Below are 18,929 nucleotides of genomic sequence, written 5' to 3'. Positions count from 1 at the left end.
TGGAACCGGTTTCTATTTTTATCTTACCTTATTTTTGTTTTTTTGTCTACTAAATTATATTAAAAAAGTTCGAAGCAACTGAATACGTTACTTCGAACTTTTTAAATATACAGTTGACTCTCTTTTGATCAGCTCATTAGGTAATTCTAGGTTGCTTATGATCTCTTTCCCTTCAACTAATTCAATTATATTAGCTACTGAGAGGGCACCCAACTTCTTATAGGGATATTTCACTGTCGTTATAGATGGTGTGACGATCGATGCGACTGTATAGCCCCCGAATCCTGATAAGGAAAAATCGTTTGGGATGCTCAGTCCTAATGTATGTGCTGCTTTCATGACCGCTAAAGCAATATTATCAGTAGCACAAAGAACATACGTAGCAGAAGTAGCAGGTAATACATCCATAGCCTTTTCGTAAGCCTTTGAAAAAGAAAAATTTGTTTCAATAATTTCAATAAAAGTATCTGGATATTTTCTCAATGCGTCTAAAACACCTTTTGATCTCAACTGACCTACTGCTTTGTCTTCTTCAGGTACCGTAAAAAACAAGAACTTTTTATGGCCTAAATCAATTGCATGACTCCCCATCTTGAAACCAGCTTCATACTCTTGATGGCCGATCGTATGTAACCCTTCTGCCGATTGCCCCAGCAACAAGACTGGTATTCCAACTGCTGCTATCGCTGCTCTATGAGCCTCAGTCACAACAGTTGCCAACAATATGATCCCATCTACTTTTTGTTTTGCTAAAGTATAAATATTTTCCACTTCACGTTCAATATTTTGATTTGTATTTGTAATGATCAATTGATACTGTTTCTTTCTTAATTCTTCGTCAATACTCGCTAAGATTGCATTTGTTGCAAATGAATCTAAGCGAGGAATAATGGTACCAATCATATTTGTTTTTTTCGCTTTTAAACTTTGCGCAAAAGTATTCGGTGTATAGCCCGTTTCATTAACGATTTGATCCAATTTGGCTTTGGTCTTTTTACTGACTGATCCGCCGTTCAGATACCTTGAGACAGTACTTTTAGCTACTCCAGCTTGTTGAGCGATATCTTTTATGGTCACCATCTTATCACCTTATATTTCTTTGAACTTTTTTTATTTTTCTTCACTAGCCATCAGCAAACAACCCATGATCCCCGCATTATCTTCAAGTTCAGGTGTCACGATGTATTCATCTAAAGAAGGAGTATCGACATACCCTGCCATCAATTTAGTGAATTCTTTCTTGACCAAAGATAGCAGTTTTGTTTGCTTCATAACGCCTCCGCCTAAAATGATTTTTTCTGGGCTGAGAATCAAAGTATAATTCACTAATGCTTGCGCCAGATAAAAAGCCTCTATTTCCCAAACTTTTTTATCATCTGCTAAATCAGTTCCTTTTTTCCCATATCGTTTTTCGATAGCTGGGCCTGCAGCAATACCTTCTAAACAATTCCCATGGTAAGGGCAAACGCCTTTAAAATCATCATCAGGATGCATTCTAACTAAGAGATGTCCCATCTCTGGATGGCCAAAACCACTCAATACTTTGCCATCAACAACTGCTCCGCCTCCAATACCAGTTCCAATGGTCAAGTATAGGCAGCTCTCAGCCCCACGTGCACTTCCCTTTTTGTATTCACCGTATGCAGCTGCATTGACATCTGTCGTCCAAGCTACGGGAACACCATATTGCTGTTTGACTGCTCCTAAAAAATCGAAATTCTTCCATGCTGTTTTGGGAGTTGATGTCACATATCCATATGTAGCTGATTTTTCATTTACATCGATAGGACCAAACGAACCTATCCCGATCGAATTTAATGTATACTGATCAAAAAAATCAAAGACCTGTTTGAGCGTTTCTTCAGGTGTAGTGGTAGGAATACTTACACGTTCTTTTATCTCTAATTGCTCATCACTAACTGCACAAACAAATTTTGTTCCGCCTGCTTCAATTGCGCCATACATCATATATTTTCCTCCTACTGTTCTCAGTGTTGACTACTGAAAAGGTTTTCTTAGCTCTAATAGTACCACAGAATTTTTAGGAGTACTAGAAGAGTATCGGTCATTATATAGTCTAAAACAAAAAAACTCTTCGAAGAGATTTCTCTTCTTTAAGAGCTTTTGGCAGTCATTCTTTGATTGCGATAACCCGTTTATACAAAGATTAACGCTTTATTCTGTATAAGAATTGAAATAAATAAGGTCTTTAAACAAGAAAAACTTATGCTCATAGGCTAACTTATCCATTTCTTTCAACTTTTTGATGGTGTTTCCCACTGTTTCTCTCGAGCAGCCGCTCATATTTGCTATTTCATTAATGGTTATAGGATATTCGATTTTGACCATGGTAGGGTTTGTATAATCACCTAGCTCTTGCATCAAATAATTCAACGTTTTAATAATACGATTACTCGCATTTGATACGACCATATACTGTACCCTTTTTTCGTGACTTTCAAGAATTTTGGATAATTTATGATAGAAATAAATGATTTGTTTCGGGTTTTCGGCTACAAGACTTTCAAAAAGAGCTGTCGGAATATAGTACAACTCAATATCTGTAACAGCACTCGCAGAATAATGGTACATTTCATCGGAGAACATGCCACCATATGGAAATAAGGTTTCTTTTTTCACATAATCTGTGTAAGTGTAAAAAGCACTCTCATCATATTTTTCGAGTCTAACTAATCCATTGACTAAATAAAATATTTTCTCACGAACGTCACCTTCATCGAATAGAACTTGTCCTTTTTTATACTTACGTAAACACATGTTTTTGCGGAGAAGATTAAATTCGGGATCAGTAAATTCTGAAAAAATGGGACTATAACGAAGTTCGTATAAATTGGTCATCTTTTTTTGAATAGTTGTCATCAAAACACTCCTCAACTCAACGTTCTTATTCGTTCTACTGATAGTTTTAATTAAATGTTATAGATAAATTATTCACAATCATATTGTACCATAAAAGCAAAAAAAGCCTTCATAAAAACAGGCTTTTTTGCTTTATTATGTGTTGTTTCTAATAGCGCTTACTTCATTTTGTAATAATTGTTCCTGCTCCTTCTGTTAGTACATGTTCAATATTTTCTAAAGAAGTAATGATTGCTTTTCCACCTTTTGAGTTTTCGACAAAAGCAATTGCAGCTTCTACTTTTGGCAACATACTTCCCGGAAGAAATTGATTTTCAGCAATATAACCTTTCATTTCTTCAACAGATACTTCATTTAATTGTTTTTGATTTGGCTTATTGAAATTGACGAATACATTATCTACACCCGTTAAAATAACCAACAAATCGGCTTGAATCAATTCTGCTAATTTTTGAGAGGCAAAATCCTTATCAATTACAGCTTCTACTCCTCTTATTTCATTACCCTTCTTCACAACGGGGATTCCGCCGCCACCAACGGTAATAGGAATTACTCCGTTTTCGACCAATTGATTGATCACAACATGTTCCTTGATGCTGATTGGTTTTGGAGAAGGAACTACTTTACGCCAGCCTCTCCCTGCATCTTCTTTGAAGATTGCTTGTGATTGTTCCATTTCTTCTTTCGCTTCTGCTTCAGATAAGAATGGACCAATTGGCTTACTTGGATTTTTGAAAGCTGGATCAGCTTCATCTACGATTACTTGAGTGATCAATGAAACAACTTGATTCGTTAGATTTCGTTTTTCTAGTGCACGTGAAAGAGCATTTTGCATCCAGTACCCAATGCTTCCTTGAGTCATAGCTACACAAGTATCTAATGGCATAGCTGGATTTTTAACACTATCCGCTGCATCTTGCTGTAACAACAAGTTTCCTACTTGTGGGCCGTTACCATGAGAGATAACTAAATCGTCCCCATTTTCAATAAATTTAACTAGGTATTCTGATGTTTCTTCAAGAGCTTTCTGTTGAGCTTGTGCACTTGCATCATTAGACAATATAGCATTTCCGCCTAACGCTACGACAATTTTTCTTTTTCCCATATTTATCACATTCCTCTACATATTAAATTTATTAGTTACATGTTACCTATATCAATTGAACCAGTTGCTATTTGGAAAATTGCAATTAAAAAGAGTGCTACTACAACTGCTGCTGCAACCCATTCAGTTTTTGTAAAGATTTTTTCTTTATTTTCTTTTTGTACCCAAGCATAAATGATGATTCCTGGTGCGTATAAAAACATTGTTAAGAGCAAGTAATCTATTCCACCTGCATAGATCAACCAAACAGCATAAATACTTGCTACAACCCCAATAAAAATATTTTGATTGCGACGCGGTGTTGTACTTTTTTCCATCAATGAAAGTTTTAATTGATAGAATGCAGTAAATGCATATGGAATCAAAATAGCTGAGGAAGCTAATGAAAAGGCAAAATTATATGCTCTTGAACTAATTAAGAAAGTAAATAGGAATAATTGAATCAATATATTTGTGAAAAACAATGAATTGACTGGTGCGCCATTTTTATTTTCTTTAGCAAAGAACTTAGGAAAGGCACCTTGTTTAGATGCTTGATAAGGCAATTCAGCCGCAAACATCGTCCAAGCCAGCCAAGCACCCGATACAGAAATAATAACACCGATATTGATTAAGATTGCTCCCCACTTACCTACAACACTTTCTAATAAATAAGCCATTGCTGGTTGAGGCAATTCTGACAATTCAGGTCTCGTTAAGACGGCCATTGATAGAATAGTTGTCAATAAATAAATTGAAATAACGGTTACTAAACCAATAATTGTTGCTTTCCCAACATCAGATTTATTTTTAGCACGACCCGAGAAGACAACGGCTCCTTCAATACCGATAAATACCCATACTGTTACTAACATTGTTCCTTGAACTTGAGCCATTACTTCTGAAAATGTGAAATCGCCTGAGATTGTTCCCCAGAAATCAGCTGTAAAAACATCTAATTTAAAAGCTACAAACATCGCTACAAAAAAGATTGCCAACGGAATCAGTTTAGCCGCTGTAACGATCGTATTGATAAATGAAGCTGTTTCGATTCCTCTTAATATAAGGGCATGAACCAACCATAATATGACTGATGCTCCGATAACGGAAGCTAAGTTTTGACCATTTCCAAAAATAGGGAAAAAGTACCCGATTGAACTAAATAATAATGTCCCATAAGCGACATTTCCTAAGAAAGCGGATAACCAATACCCCCATGCAGAATTGAATCCCATATATTTCCCGAATCCTTCTTTTGCATAACTATAAATCCCAGCATCCAAATCAGGACGCTTAGCTGATAAATTTTGAAAACTAAATGCTAAAAATGCCATACCTATGCCGGCAATGGCCCAACCAATAATAACTGGACCCACAGAAGCTTCAACTGCCATATCTGACATTAAATTAAAGATTCCACCACCAATAATTGACCCTACAACTAGAGCAACTAAGGGCGTCAAGCCTAATTTTTTTTCTTCCATTATTTTCTTCCTCCATTTTCCAACTTTACTGTGCAGCTAATTTATTCGTATAAACAAAAGTATGAGAAGCTACAATTCTCATACTTTTTTATTTATACAAATTTTATTATTAAACTTTAGGAATAAATAGGTTACCTAATGTTGCAGCCATAATAGCTTTGATTGAGTGCATACGGTTTTCAGCTTGACCAAATTGACGTGCATGCTTACTTCTGAATGCCTCATCTGTAATTTCCATTTCCTCAATATGGTGATTTTCTTTAACATCTCGACCATAGTCTGTCGTTGCATCATGGAAAGCTGGAAGACAATGTAAAATGATCATATCTTCTTTGCCAGTTGCACGGACCATATCCATATTTAATTGGTAAGGAGTCAATAATTCGATTCGTTCTGCAAACTTATCTTCTTCTCCCATTGATACCCAGACATCCGTATATAAAACATCTGCATCTTTAACACCTTCTGCAACATCTTTTGTGATCATCAATTTACTACCAGATTTTTTGGCAAAAGCTTGAGCCATGTCTACTGTCTCTTTTGTTGGGAATAATGATTCAGGAGAGACGATTCGAACGTTCACACCTAAAAGTGCACCCGTAACTAATAAACTGTTTGCCATATTATTGCGGCCATCTCCAACATAAGCTAAAGTAATACCCTCAAGGTGACCAAAGTTTTCTTTAACCGTTAAAAAGTCAGCAATCATTTGTGTTGGATGCCATTCATCAGTCAAACCATTCCATACAGGAACTCCAGAAAACTCAGCTAATTGTTCCACTGTGCTTTGTTTGAAACCGCGAAATTCGATACCATCAAACATGCTTCCTAATACACGTGCTGTATCTTCAACAGATTCTTTTTTACCTAATTGAATATCATTTTTCCCAAGATACTCAGGATGTGCTCCTAAATCGATTGCTGCCGTAGTGAATGCTGCGCGAGTACGAGTTGAAGATTTTTCAAATAATAAAGCAATATTTTTTCCTTCTAAATAATGATGTGGGATCCCTCTTTTTTTCAAGTCCTTTAGATGTGCAGATAAATCGATCAAATACATTAATTCTTCTTTTGTAAAATCTTTCTCAGCTACTAAACTACGTCCTTGGAATACTTGTTCTGTCATTATTAATTCCTCCATATACTTTTAGTTTATTTTTAAAAAATAGTTTTATCTTGCCGGTAGATCTTCGCGAACCAAAGGCATACTCATACAACGAGGACCACCTCGACCTCTAGATAATTCACTTGAAGCAACTTCAATAACTTCGATACCATGACTTCTCAACAGATCATTGGAAACATAGTTACGGTCATAAGTGACAACTACTCCTGGTGCAATAGCTAATGTGTTAGAACCGTCATTCCATTGTTCACGAGCTGCAATGATTGCATCTCCGCCACCACAAGGAATCAGTGTTAGTTTTGGTACATCCAATGCTTCACGTAATATTTCTTGTAAATCAGAACGATGAGTTATCTTAACCGTTCCAGGTTTTTCGCCTTTTTCTAAAATATACGTATCTACTTCGCCATTGTTTTTTTGTATTCCTGGATGAATAGTAAATTTATCGTAATCAACCATTGTAAACACTGTATCCAAATGCATCATAGCACGAACATTTGGTATTTTTATTGCTAAAACTTTTTCAAAATTAGAATTGTTATCAAATAATTCGATTGCTAGATCTTCAATAGCTTTAGCCGAAGTCCGCTGTGAAATCCCAATAGCCAATACTTTATCATTTAAAATCAATTCATCTCCGCCTTCGATGCGAGATGTATGATTGCGGTCACGCCATACACTAACGTCTTGACCGGCAAATCTTGGGTGATGATCCATGATCACTTCCATGAATAATGATTCTCTATTGCGAGCTTCAAAAGCCATATGGTTGATAGTCAAACCATCTCCCATAGCTGCAGCTGGATCTCTTGTAAAGTAAAGATTTGGCATAGGATCCATAAAGAATGGATACACTTCTTCTTCTGAAATATCTGACAAATGATTGCTCTCGATATTTAAATCTTTTTTACGTACACCAGCCATGATGACATCCACCATTTCCTGTGTATCAAAACTTAACAAGTATTTTTTTAGTCCTTCTCTAACAGGTTTTGTTTCAAGATTTGATTCATCTAAAATACGCTCAACAAACTTCTCTTTGTAGTTTCCTGCATCGATTGCTTCTGCAGATAATTTTTCCAAATACAGTACTTCTACTCCACGATCGATCAAAGCTTGAGCGAATGCATCATGTTCTTTTTGGATGACTGACAAGTGAGGAATATCGTCGAATAATAAGCGCTCCATTATTTCAGGGGTTAAATTTTCTACCTCTTTACCTGGTCTTTTTAATAAAACAGTCTTCAATTTTCCAATTTCAGACATTACATGAATGGGTGTTGTCATTGTTGTTAACCTTCCCTTCTTGTTACTTCTTATTGATTACATACATATAATAACGCTTACTTACCTTTATTAAAAGTTTAAAGTCTGCACCAGGAATGTCGATTTGGTCACATTATTTTTCCTCTTTTTCATATATATTCTTTTTATAGAATATTCACTCCAAAACAAATCTTTATACTGTATATGAATCGCCTTTATACATTTTTTATGAATTACTTTTTTTTAGAAAAATTTTTAGAGAAGAGGATGATCATGAAGAAAAATGAACGATTATTTGCAATTAAAAATCTTATTCTTACCAACGATATTGCGACACAACAGGAATTGATGGAGCTCCTGAAAAAAGAAGGATTTCAATCTACTCAAGCCACATTGTCCAGAGACATAAAAGAATTAAATTTGATCAAGATAAGTCAATTGGGTCGGACAATGAAATATGCCTTCTACCATGATGTTTATCGTGAAAAAAGTCTTTATTTCAGATTAGAAAAATCGTTGCGTAATTACGGGATAAAAGTTATATCTGTCCACTTTTTAGTTATACTTCTAGTTGCACCCACATATCCAAATATTATCGCTTCTTTGATCGACGAATTAAAACTGCCAGCAATTGCTGGTACGATTGCTAGCTTCGATACCTGTCTGATTATTTTAAATACAGACGATGACGCTCACTTATTATCCGAAATTTTTTCTAAAGTTATTCACGACCAATCCATCACTGATCTTGAAAAAGCGATGTCTCCCTTAGTACAAAAGCAACTCATGTAACTATACAAAAAAACTAACCTGAAAAGAGCGGCTTCAAGACCTCACTTCTTCAGATTAGTTTTTTTATTTTACTGATTTTTTTATTTGTATTCTACTACTTTTATTGCAACATCGATATTATTTTGAACAGCTTTAGAATATGGGCAAAATGCATGTGCTTTTTCTGCTAATTCTTTTGTAACTTCAAGGCTTTGTCCTTCAATTGCGACAATAAGTACCACAGAAAGTTTAACACCATTATCCGTTGGATCTGAATGTAGAGAAACTTCGGCCGTAACTTCTGATCCAGCCTCGATTTTAGCTTGTTTGACCATGATTTCTAGTGCTGAATTGAAGCATGCACTGTAGCCTAAAGCAAATAATTGCTCTGGGTTGCTGCCTTGTCCAGGGCCACCCATTTGTTTTGGAGTTGATACTTTTACCGAAAAAGAGCCATCTGGTAAATGACTTTCTCCATTACGCCCGCCTGTGTTGATTGCTGTTGTTTGGTACAATATTTTTGATTCAGTCATTATTGATTCCTCCTAAAGTTTTTGTTAGTTGGTTCATCTTTTCTAATAAGTCAAAATAATCTTGTTCGTTCAAATTTAGCAGGGCTAAGCAGGCAGAGACCTTTTTAAGTAACTCATCCTTTAAGTTATCAGCTTTTGGAGTAGTTGCGATGATTACTCTTCTTTCGTCTTCCGGATGACGCTTTCGAGTAATAAATCCGTTTGATTCCATCCGCTTTAGCATCGGTGTTAGTGTTCCGCTATCCAATCCTAGTTTTGTTCCCAATGATTGAACACTTAGATCAGATTTCTCCCACAGTACAAGCAAAGCGACATATTGAGTATATGTAAGAGCATACGGTTCTAACACTGGCCGATAAAGCTTTGTAAACTGTTTAGATAAAGTATAAGTCGAAAAACAGAGCTGTTCTTCTAATAAAAAGTTGTTCCCTTCCATTCTTGTTCCTCCTAAATAGGTTGCGCACAACTAAATTGTACACCATCTTTTTTTCGAATACAATCTTTTTTGACGATTCTTAAATTTTTTTAACCTTCAATAATTTTCACAAAAAAAGTTCGATTCCTTGGGCCATCGAATTCGCAAAAGTAAAGACTTTGCCAGGTCCCTAAAATAAGACGCCCTTTCAAAATAATCAGTGTTTCACTGGCCCCTACTACTGACGATTTTATATGCCCATCTGAATTCCCCTCCAGATGAGCATATTCGGCTTTATTAGGAAACGCTTGATTTAAACCTGAAATCAGATCTTTTTTTACACCTAAATCGGCATTTTCACTAATTGTGATCCCAGCTGTCGTATGAGGACAAAACACCAACATAATGCCATTTTTCACGCCACTTCTTGATAAAGCCTTCTGTAAATGATCATCGATAGTTATAAATGCTTGTTTCTCCTCTGTCGAAATATCAAATGAATAAAGGTTATTAGTCATACTGTTCAGCTCCTTTTACTCTTTGCTTCCATCATACAGTATCTCAAAGTATTCCTAAACATATAAGTTAGCAACTGGTATACTAAGACTATAAAATGATTAGAAAGTCGGTGAAATCTTGCAAATTTATATTGACGCAGATGCCTGCCCAGTAAAGAATATTATTATTGAAGAAGCTTCAGCAAAAGAAATACCAGTGACACTTGTGACCAGTATTTCGCATTTTTCGACCAAGGAACAGCCTCCAGGAGTAGAAACAGTCTACGTTGATACAGGAGCAGAAGCAGCAGATTACCGTATCATTAAACTCATAAAAAAAGGAGATATTCTTGTTACACAAGATTACGGCTTAGCTTCATTAGGGCTAGGAAAAGGCTGTATCGTTCTTCACCATACGGGTTATGTCTATACCTCTGAGAACATAGATCAATTGTTGCAATCGCGTTATTTAAGCGCTATGATCCGAAAAAGCGGTAAGCGAACAAAAGGTCCTAAACCTTTTACAGAAGAGAACCGAAAAGAATTCAGACTGCGATTCAAAGAAATCCTTGCTCAGTTTCAAGATTAACTTTATTAAAAAGGCTAGATTAGGACAAGTTTCCATCCCAAAATCGATTGCCAATAGAGGTCACTCTTTCGTGGAAGGACTTTAAACGAAAGAGTGACACCAAAGAAAATCGTCTCTTATACGTCAAAGTTGCTTACACGTATAAGTAAATCAAAAATTAAACCTCACTCTTCCATGAAAGAGTGAGGTTTTGTCATTTATATGATTGTTTAACAAATGGTGTTGGTATTCTAAAAGAAATTTCTTCTGGAATGTACGGGTTTGCTTGTGGAGAGCCATGGTACCGCACTGAAGCTTTTCGTCTTCCAAGCTTTCAAGCCTCAAACAGAACGTAACCGCTGAAGCGCTAACGCTCTGTAATTCGCATTGAATACTTTACATGGCTACAAGCAACCCCTATTCCTTCTGAAATTTCAGGTAACTGATCAAACTGATCTATTGACCTCAAAAAATATAGCCCCATATTGATTGTTCACTAAAAGGGCTAGTATTCTAAAAGAAATTTCTTCTGGAATGTACGGGTTTGCTTGTGGAGAGCCATGGTACCGCACTGAAGCTTTTCGTCTTCCAGGCTTTCAAGCCTCAAATAGAGCGTAATCGCTGAAGCGCTAACGCTCTGTAATTCGCATTGAATACTTTACATGGCTACAAGCAACTCCTATTCCTCCTGAAATTTCAAGTAAGTGATCAAACTGATCTATTGACCTCAAAAAATATAGCCCCATATTGATTGTTTAACAAATGGTGTTGGTATTCTAAAAGAAATTTCTTCTGGAATGTACGGGTTTGCTTGTGAAGAGCCATGGTACCGCACTGAAGCCTTTCGTCTTCCAAGCTTTCAAGCCTCAAACAGAACGTAACCGCTGAAGCGCTAACGCTCTGTAGTTCGCATTGAATACTTTACATGGCTACAAGCAACCCCTATTCCTTCTGAAATTTCAGGTAAGTGATCAAACTGATAGTTGATATTCAAACTTATAGAGCTTGAATTGGTTTTATTTTTTGATAAAAAAATAGGTGTGAATGAATTTCTTCATCCACACCCGAAATTATACAGTCATTTACAGGTGACTGATTTTTATCTAGGCCTTTCTTTCAGCTATCTTTCGCTTATATCTTGAAATGGCCGACCATTTCAGCTAGATTTTCAGCTAAACTTGAAAGCTGTTCAGAATTCCCAGCAACTTCTTCCATAGAGCTAGTGATCTGCTGTGAAGCAGCAGAAGTTTGTTCAACTCCAGCAGCCGATTCTTCTGAAACAGATGCAATTTCTTCAATTGAACTATTCATGATCTCACTATTGAATTTGATGCTTTCCAAGTTTTCAGAGATACCTTTGATACCCTCTGCCATTGTAGTAACAGAAGCGTTGATTTGGTTGAAGGTTTGACCAGTCTTAGCGATCTGACTCGTACCTTCTTCTACTTCAGCATAACCTGTTTGTAATGACTCGCTTACTCTTTTAGATTCAACTTGGATTTTTTCGACGAATCCGGTAATATCTGCAATGGAAACAGCTACTTGTTCAGCTAATTTTCGAACTTCATCAGCCACTACAGCAAACCCTCGGCCATGTTCTCCCGCACGTGCTGCTTCGATTGCTGCGTTCAAAGCCAATAAGTTGGTTTGATCAGCAATTTTTTGAATGATCACGACTAAATTATTGATTTCTTTTGTTTGATTGTCTAAAGTAGCCATTTTTTTCACAGCATCTTGAACAATTCTGTCTATTTTTGCCATTTGTTGGCTTGTGTCTTCCATGTATTGCTTGCCTTCATTGGTCATAGACAAAACACCAATTGAAGAATTTTTGATCTTTTCCCCACTCTTGTTTGTGCTTTGGACTTTTTTAGTGAAATTTTCCATAACCACTGCCAAATTACTTGCCGTCGTCGCTTGTGTTTCTGAACCTGTTGCCAATTCTTGCATCGTGATCGCTACTTGTTCAGAACCTGATTTCACTTCACCTGCAGCTTGGGTAAGTTCTTCACTGTGACTGCTCAACTCTTCAGATGCATGTGAGATCCCCTCCATCACACTTTTAACTGTTTGTTGCATTTTATTCATAGATACACTCAGTTTCCCTGTTTCATCTTTTTCTGTTATTTCTAGCGGTTCTAAGCTGAGATCGCCCTCAGAAATACTTTGCATCCGTTTCGTCACTACGTTAAGCGGTTTTGTAATATTATTAGCTGTTAAATAGGCTACGAGTAAAGATAATAGCGCTACAAGGATCATGCTACCTACACTGATGATCCTAACACGTTCACCATTTTTAATTACTTGCTGACCAATTACAGTAATATCTTTTTCACGTTCATCAGCTAGAGCGGAAAATCCTGCAACTAATTCTTTTTCGATTGGCTGAACTTGTTCCCTCATGATTTCATGGGCTGTTTCCGTATCCCCCTCATCATATGCTGCTAACGCTTCATCAGTTAAAGTACCCCATTCGAATTTTTTACTGATTAAATCGTTCACTTCTTCTGAATTGCTTAATTCCACAGCTTGATTTTCTAATGCAATGGTTTCAGCTAGTCCATCTTCAAATTCCTGTCTGAACGAGTCATCTTCATACAACATAAATCCTCTTATTAAACTTGTGCGCTTATTGATATTTGTTGAAAGTTTTTCGTCAACAATTAGAAGTGCCATCTCTTTTTCTAATATATCCCTTATTGAATCATTTGTATTAGTTATTGAGTTGATCGTGTAAGCACTTAATATAAGCATTAATCCGATCGTAATCATAAAACCCGCTAAAATTTTTGCTCGAATACTTTTTAACAAAATCCTTTTTTTCATTTGTTTACTCCTTCTTATCTATTAATGGGTTTAAACTGCCTAAATGACCGTTTAAACCCACTAAATTCCTTTTATTATCTTTTTTATAGGTACCGTTATTACTATTCAATCTATTTTTAATACTAGGCTTTAGATTTTAAATTCTTCAACCATCTCGGCTAAACCTTTAGCTAAGTCTGCAAGTTGTTCCGAATTCCCTGCAACTTCTTCCATAGAACTAGTGATTTCTTGTGAAGCAGCAGACGTCTCTTCGACACCAGCAGCAGATTCCTCTGAAACAGAAGCAATCTCTTCAATCGAACTGTTCATGATCTCACTATTCACTTGGATACTTTCTAAATTGTCAGATATGTCTTTGATGCCTTTTACCATTGTCGTAACGGAAGCATTGATTTGGTTAAAGGTATCTCCAGTTTTCTTGATTTGGCTAGTTCCTTCTTGAACTTCCGTGTAACCGGTTTGTAAAGAGTCGCTCACTCTTTTAGACTCAGTCTGGATTTTCTCAACAAATCCGGTAATATCAGAAATAGATACGGCAACTTGTTCAGCTAATTTACGGACTTCGTCTGCAACCACTGCAAACCCTCTGCCGTGTTCACCAGCTCGTGCAGCTTCGATTGCAGCATTTAAAGCCAGTAGATTCGTTTGATCAGCAATTTTTTGAATAATCATAACTAAATTTGTGATTTCTTTTGTTTGGTTATCCAGTGTGGCCATTTTAAATACGGCATCCAAGACAATTTCATCGATTTTAGCCATTTGACGGTTCGAATCTTCCATATATTCCTTACCTTGGGTAGTCATGGATAACACACCCATTGAAGAGTCTTTGATTTTTTCGCCGCTTTTATTGGTGCTTTGGACCTTTTTAGTAAAATTACCCATCACTACGGATAAATTGCTTGCAGTTGTCGCTTGTGTTTCTGATCCAGTCGCCAATTCTTGCATTGTTATCGCAACTTGCTCAGAACCTGATTTCACTTCATTGGCAGATTGGGTAAGTTCATTACTGTTGTTGGTCAACATCTCTGAAGCTCTTTTTATGCCTTCCATAACTTCTTTTTCCATTACTTGCATTTGGTTGATAGCCATAGCCAACTGTCCTGTTTCATCTTTCGCAGTTATTGCTAACGGCTCGGAGGTGAGATCCCCATAAGCGATCGTCTGCATGCGTTCCATAACTTTTTTGATTGGTTTTGTGATCGAATTAGACGTTAATAAAGCAATCGTGATTCCAAGTATAATCACTAAAACACTAATGATGAACGTTAACGTCAGTGAGCGTTTTCCTAGATTGGTCACCGATTGGGCTTGTACATTGATAGAATCCATCCGTATATCTGATAATTTTTCAAATTCTTTTATTAAGTCATTTGAATAGGGCTCTACAGAAGAACGCAAATAACTGGCTGCTCCAGCTTCATCCCCACTGTCGTATCGTTCAAATACATCCGTAACGACCATTGCTTCCCAATCTACGCTTCTATCGATCACTTCTTGGGTTTCTTTTTTAGTTGATAGGGCTAAAACTTGTTTTTCATGCTTCTGACTTTCTTCAGTATATTGATCAAACAAATTTTTGTATAGATCATCTCCAAACAATATGTATCCTCTCGCTGCTGCGATCCTTTGCGAAATACTCAATGTCAATTGATCATTAGCTATCAAAAGTGCTAATTCTTCGTCGACCATTTGTTCTGTTTTATTATTTGTCTTTGAAATAGTTACGATCATTATCGTTGCTAGTATAATAACTAATAAAATAATTGTCATAAAAGCTAAGAGGATCTTAGTTTTTAAACTCTTAAAATTCAATGCACTTTTTAACTTTGTTAGATCCCAGTTTTTAATATTCCATTTGCTTGAGGCGATATTTCTTTCTTCTGCATTATTTTCCAACTACTTTTCACCCTTCCATTCCTGTTAAAAATAACTTGATTCATTTTTTACTCTTCGCATATCTTTTATTATATCGGCCTATTTTCAGAAAACTTTAGCCTAACTGGATGAATCTTTCAAACTAAATTTGACCACAAAAAAAGACAAGCTTAGCATCGTAAATCGATGCCTCAGCTCCTCTATTTTATGATCCAATATCTTATAAATCTGTCTTTCACGTTATTACACAGCCACATATTCTCCAAGCGAGATATCGTATTGGATCACATCATCGCTTCTATTTTCATCCCAAATGATTTTACCTTGTTCTATTTCCACTACTCGATTACGAAATTTTTCTACAATACTACGATTATGGGTGACCATTAAAATGGTCGTTCCTCTTTGATTGATGCGATAAAATAAACGCATGATCTCTAAAGCCGTTTTTGGATCTAGATTACCTGTTGGTTCATCTGCAATGATCAACTTAGGCGAATTAACGATCGCACGAGCAATCGACACGCGTTGTTGTTCCCCGCCAGATAATTCGGTTGGTTTATCATCTGCCTTGTCTTCCAACCCAACATAGCACAAAGCTTGCATCACCATAGGCTTTATCTTTTCTGGTTCAGTACCAATCACTTCTAATGCATACGCGATATTTTCAAAAACAGTACGGTCCAACAATAATTTAAAATCTTGAAAAACGATTCCAATCTGTCTTCTAAGTTTCGGGATATCTTTTCCCTTCATTTTAGAGAGTAGTTGACCACAAACTTCTATCTGACCTTTGTTCGCTTCTTCTTCTCGGTACAATAATTTTGCTACTGTTGATTTTCCAGATCCGCTAGCTCCAACTAAATACACAAACTCGCCATCTTCAATTGTTAGATCAACGCCTCTAAGAGCTTTTACTCCTTTTGAGTAGCTTTTAACAACATTTTTCATTCTAATCATGATCTATCACCTGTTTTACCTCAAATTCTTTCCTGACGCTCGTTTCTGCGTCAACCCAAATCCGATAGTGTGTGTGCCTAAAGATATATGTACCTTTTCCTGTTATTCGTCTAACTATTATGGTTCTATAATTTTTAGTATTGCTAGATTTAATCCAATTACTTACCCAAAATTTCTAGAGGAATAGGGTTTCTTGTAGCTTAAAATGAAGCACTGTGGGCAAATAACGCCCGAGTGTATCATGTTTGTAAGCTGCTAAATCAGCAACAACCATGACAACTTCTAGTTTTAGGCTTCAGGCGTTCCCATGGTTCCACAAGCAAACCCGTCTATTCCAGAAGAAATTTTATTTTGAAGCATCCACACCATTTGACGAAGAACCACTCTTATTGTTTGAATTGGTTGATGACTGACGCCATTTCATCTGTACCTTGTGCGACTTTAAGGTTCAATGAATATGACCGTTGTGCCAACATCATTTCAGTAATAGAAGAGGCTAGCTCAACATTTGATGCTTCTAAATAATTTTGTTGGATTTTACCGTCTCCCACTCCGAATGTCCCGTCATAGCTGAATTTATTCTCTCCAACAGGCTGCATAGCATTCGTTCGAGTAGGATAAAATAAAGGGATCGTTCCAACCAACGTACTGCCATTCTCAGAGTGGATCGTTACTTCACCATTCTCAGCAATCGATACGTCCCCTTCAGGCCATTGGTTGGTCGGAATAATTGCTTGGATCTCCAAAGTATCCCCATTACCGTTTGTGATCGATTTGTCTCCATTTACCTGAAAAGCTCCGTCTCGTGTCAAATACTGCTCGCCGTTTTCGCCGATCACCCCAAAGAACCCTTCTCCAGCAATAGCCAAGTGGTAATCATTTGAATCGGAAACAAGAGAACCTTGTGCGAAGTTTGTAGAAGTAACCGCACTCTTAGATCCAATCGCAATTCCTGAACCTTGAACAGTATCTGATAAGTATGCTGCTTCTGCGTTCATATCATTCAGTAGCAATTCATTGAAACTGACATTCTTTGATTTATAACCGGTTGTATTGATATTTGCGATGTCATTTGATACTGCATCCATTTGATTTTGAATGGCATTCATGCCACTTTTACTAACACTTAAAGGTATACTCATCTTCTCATCCTCCTAAACTTTCCCAACTTCATTGACTGCTTTTCTTAACGTTTCATCCGCTGCACTGAGGGCCTTTTGATTCGCTTCAAAGGCTCTTGAAACTTGCATCAAGTTCGTGATCTCATCGACCGTTTCGACATTAGATGTTTCCAAGTAACTTTGTTGCACAACCGTGCCGCCAACTTGTGCTGTTGTGCCACCTTGCCCCGTATATAATGTGTCGCCAGCTCTTGTTAAGCTAGCCGTGTCTTCAAATTCAGTGATCATCAAACGGTTTCCCGTTCCAGCAATGTTGCCTCTGTTATCAATTGCAAAATCCGCTCCATTGACTTGGATAGGTGCCGATTGCCCATCAGCTGACACTCCCATGACGCGATAGCCTTCTTGCGTGACCAATTCTCCTGTATCGTTAACGTTGAAATTCCCGTTACGTGTGTAGGAAGTTTCGCCGTTTGGTGCTTGAACTGTGAAAAAGCCGTCCCCTTGGATCGCTACATCTGTTGTAGAAGTTGTTGCCTTTAAACCGCCTTGACTAAAATTTTGAACGATTTCATCAATTTGATTGCCAAAAGTGAATCCGCCGATATCTTGCTGACGATTTAACAATGGTCCATCTAAATGGTTGGACATCACTTCTGATGCGCGTGTGCTTTGAATGATTTCTTGTGATTTATATCCAGCAGTATTGATGTTAGCTACATTTGCACTAATATTTTCTTGCTTTTTTTGCAAAATGTTAAAACTATTGTTGAGCGTTGTTAAACTTCTAATCATCGTATTCTCTCCTCATCGATTCTTTTAATTTCAAAATCGTTTTGCCATGTATCTGTGAAACTCTAGGAACCGAAATATCAAAGATATACGCAATTTCTTTAAGTGACAACTCTTCAACATAATACAAATTCAAAATCGTTTGCTCTCTCTTATCCAATTTCGTCACATTTTTAGTCAGCAGCTGTTGGCGTTCCTTATCCAACAAGACATCTTCAGAACCTGTTTCACTTTTGTCTTCTAAGAAATCCATCAATTCGATCGAATTGCCATCATCGCTAAACATCACTTTTTCTAATGATACAGATGCCAAATTATGGACGGTCTCGTGAATTTTTGCTAAAGCTTTTTCATCGATTTTCAATTCTACGCAAATTTCTTTCTCAGTAGGTGTACGCATGAACGCTGCTTCTAATTTTTCTTTGGCACGGTAATATTCGTTCAGTTTTCCCATCCGAGTCCGCGATACCGGAGCTGTTTTTCTGATTTCATCTATGATCGAACCTTTGATCCTAATATACGCATAGCCTTCAAAAGGAACTTTTTTTGATTTATCGAATTTTTCTAATGCATCCATCAGACCAATAACGCCTATATTGTATAGGTCATCGCGGTCATACTCACTTCGTTTAACATCTATTCGATTAACGATCTTTTCTACTAAGGGAAGGTATTTAATGATTTCCTTTTCCCTATCATTTTCGTAATACATTTATACCCCTCCCCCA

Annotated in this window: 18 protein-coding genes; 2 read left to right on the top strand and 16 right to left on the bottom strand. The window is 36.8% G+C overall.

Annotated elements, in window-relative coordinates; all coding sequences use genetic code 11:
- Positions 1-87 precede the first annotated feature (87 nt).
- The 7 genes from J7E16_RS04635 to arcA form a co-directional block, all read right to left on the bottom strand.
- Positions 88-1,080 carry a LacI family DNA-binding transcriptional regulator gene (locus J7E16_RS04635; RefSeq protein ID WP_214889254.1) on the bottom strand — a complete coding sequence of 331 codons (993 nt, stop codon included), beginning with the start codon at positions 1,078-1,080 and terminating at the stop codon, positions 88-90.
- 30 nt (positions 1,081-1,110) lie between these two features.
- Positions 1,111-1,968, bottom strand: a complete 858-nt coding sequence (locus J7E16_RS04630) for an ROK family protein (protein ID WP_285439367.1) — start codon at positions 1,966-1,968, stop codon at positions 1,111-1,113.
- Positions 1,969-2,175: 207 nt separating this feature from the next.
- Positions 2,176-2,880, bottom strand: a complete 705-nt coding sequence (locus tag J7E16_RS04625; RefSeq protein ID WP_214889251.1) for a Crp/Fnr family transcriptional regulator — start codon at positions 2,878-2,880, stop codon at positions 2,176-2,178.
- Positions 2,881-3,043: 163 nt separating this feature from the next.
- The gene (gene arcC, locus J7E16_RS04620; RefSeq protein WP_214889248.1) at positions 3,044-3,985 is read right to left on the bottom strand and encodes a carbamate kinase; all 942 of its coding nucleotides are present in this window, start codon (positions 3,983-3,985) and stop codon (positions 3,044-3,046) included.
- 35 nt (positions 3,986-4,020) lie between these two features.
- The gene (arcD, locus tag J7E16_RS04615) at positions 4,021-5,448 is read right to left on the bottom strand and encodes an arginine-ornithine antiporter (RefSeq protein WP_214889246.1); all 1,428 of its coding nucleotides are present in this window, start codon (positions 5,446-5,448) and stop codon (positions 4,021-4,023) included.
- Between the two features lie 109 nt (positions 5,449-5,557).
- The gene (argF, locus tag J7E16_RS04610; protein ID WP_214889244.1) at positions 5,558-6,574 is read right to left on the bottom strand and encodes an ornithine carbamoyltransferase; all 1,017 of its coding nucleotides are present in this window, start codon (positions 6,572-6,574) and stop codon (positions 5,558-5,560) included.
- A 45-nt stretch (positions 6,575-6,619) separates the two neighbouring features.
- Positions 6,620-7,861, bottom strand: coding sequence for an arginine deiminase (gene arcA / locus J7E16_RS04605; RefSeq protein WP_214889242.1), 1,242 nt, complete (start codon positions 7,859-7,861; stop codon positions 6,620-6,622).
- Between the two features lie 252 nt (positions 7,862-8,113).
- On the opposite strand from arcA, the gene J7E16_RS04600 reads away from it, so the two are divergent.
- Positions 8,114-8,632, top strand: coding sequence for an arginine repressor (locus tag J7E16_RS04600; RefSeq protein ID WP_214889238.1), 519 nt, complete (start codon positions 8,114-8,116; stop codon positions 8,630-8,632).
- An 80-nt stretch (positions 8,633-8,712) separates the two neighbouring features.
- Here J7E16_RS04600 and J7E16_RS04595 read toward each other — a convergent pair whose 3' ends face one another.
- The 3 genes from J7E16_RS04595 to J7E16_RS04585 form a co-directional block, all read right to left on the bottom strand.
- A complete protein-coding gene (locus J7E16_RS04595) occupies positions 8,713-9,144 on the bottom strand; it encodes an organic hydroperoxide resistance protein (protein WP_214889235.1) in 432 nt (143 codons plus the stop codon).
- On the bottom strand, positions 9,137-9,580 hold the full coding sequence (locus tag J7E16_RS04590) for a MarR family winged helix-turn-helix transcriptional regulator (RefSeq protein ID WP_214889232.1): 444 nt from the start codon (positions 9,578-9,580) through the stop codon (positions 9,137-9,139). Before J7E16_RS04590 ends, J7E16_RS04595 begins: the two co-directional genes overlap by 8 nt.
- Positions 9,581-9,669: 89 nt before the next feature.
- A complete protein-coding gene (locus J7E16_RS04585; protein ID WP_214889229.1) occupies positions 9,670-10,077 on the bottom strand; it encodes a secondary thiamine-phosphate synthase enzyme YjbQ in 408 nt (135 codons plus the stop codon).
- 118 nt (positions 10,078-10,195) lie between these two features.
- On the opposite strand from J7E16_RS04585, the gene J7E16_RS04580 reads away from it, so the two are divergent.
- Entirely contained in the window at positions 10,196-10,645 is a 450-nt protein-coding gene (locus tag J7E16_RS04580) for a YaiI/YqxD family protein (RefSeq protein ID WP_034546241.1), read from the top strand.
- A 1,110-nt stretch (positions 10,646-11,755) separates the two neighbouring features.
- Here J7E16_RS04580 and J7E16_RS04575 read toward each other — a convergent pair.
- From J7E16_RS04575 to J7E16_RS04550, 6 genes are all read right to left on the bottom strand, one after another.
- The gene (locus J7E16_RS04575; protein WP_214889227.1) at positions 11,756-13,450 is read right to left on the bottom strand and encodes a methyl-accepting chemotaxis protein; all 1,695 of its coding nucleotides are present in this window, start codon (positions 13,448-13,450) and stop codon (positions 11,756-11,758) included.
- A gap of 129 nt (positions 13,451-13,579) precedes the next feature.
- Positions 13,580-15,349 (bottom strand): methyl-accepting chemotaxis protein, encoded by a 1,770-nt coding sequence (locus J7E16_RS04570; protein WP_214889224.1) that lies wholly within the window; start codon positions 15,347-15,349, stop codon positions 13,580-13,582.
- A gap of 222 nt (positions 15,350-15,571) precedes the next feature.
- Positions 15,572-16,288 carry a cell division ATP-binding protein FtsE gene (ftsE, locus tag J7E16_RS04565; protein WP_214889221.1) on the bottom strand — a complete coding sequence of 239 codons (717 nt, stop codon included), beginning with the start codon at positions 16,286-16,288 and terminating at the stop codon, positions 15,572-15,574.
- A 386-nt stretch (positions 16,289-16,674) separates the two neighbouring features.
- Entirely contained in the window at positions 16,675-17,430 is a 756-nt protein-coding gene (locus J7E16_RS04560) for a flagellar hook-basal body protein (RefSeq protein WP_214889218.1), read from the bottom strand.
- 12 nt (positions 17,431-17,442) lie between these two features.
- On the bottom strand, positions 17,443-18,204 hold the full coding sequence (locus J7E16_RS04555) for a flagellar hook-basal body protein (RefSeq protein ID WP_034546250.1): 762 nt from the start codon (positions 18,202-18,204) through the stop codon (positions 17,443-17,445).
- Positions 18,197-18,913: a sigma-70 family RNA polymerase sigma factor gene (locus J7E16_RS04550; RefSeq protein ID WP_214889215.1), complete on the bottom strand. Its 717-nt coding sequence runs from the start codon at positions 18,911-18,913 to the stop codon at positions 18,197-18,199. Before J7E16_RS04550 ends, J7E16_RS04555 begins: the two co-directional genes overlap by 8 nt.
- Positions 18,914-18,929: the final 16 nt, after the last annotated feature.

It is taken from the genome of Carnobacterium sp. ISL-102, from assembly GCF_018612935.1.
GTDB classification, from domain to species: domain Bacteria; phylum Bacillota; class Bacilli; order Lactobacillales; family Carnobacteriaceae; genus Carnobacterium_B; species Carnobacterium_B alterfunditum.
This window is presented reverse-complemented; position numbering and strand designations above follow the sequence as displayed.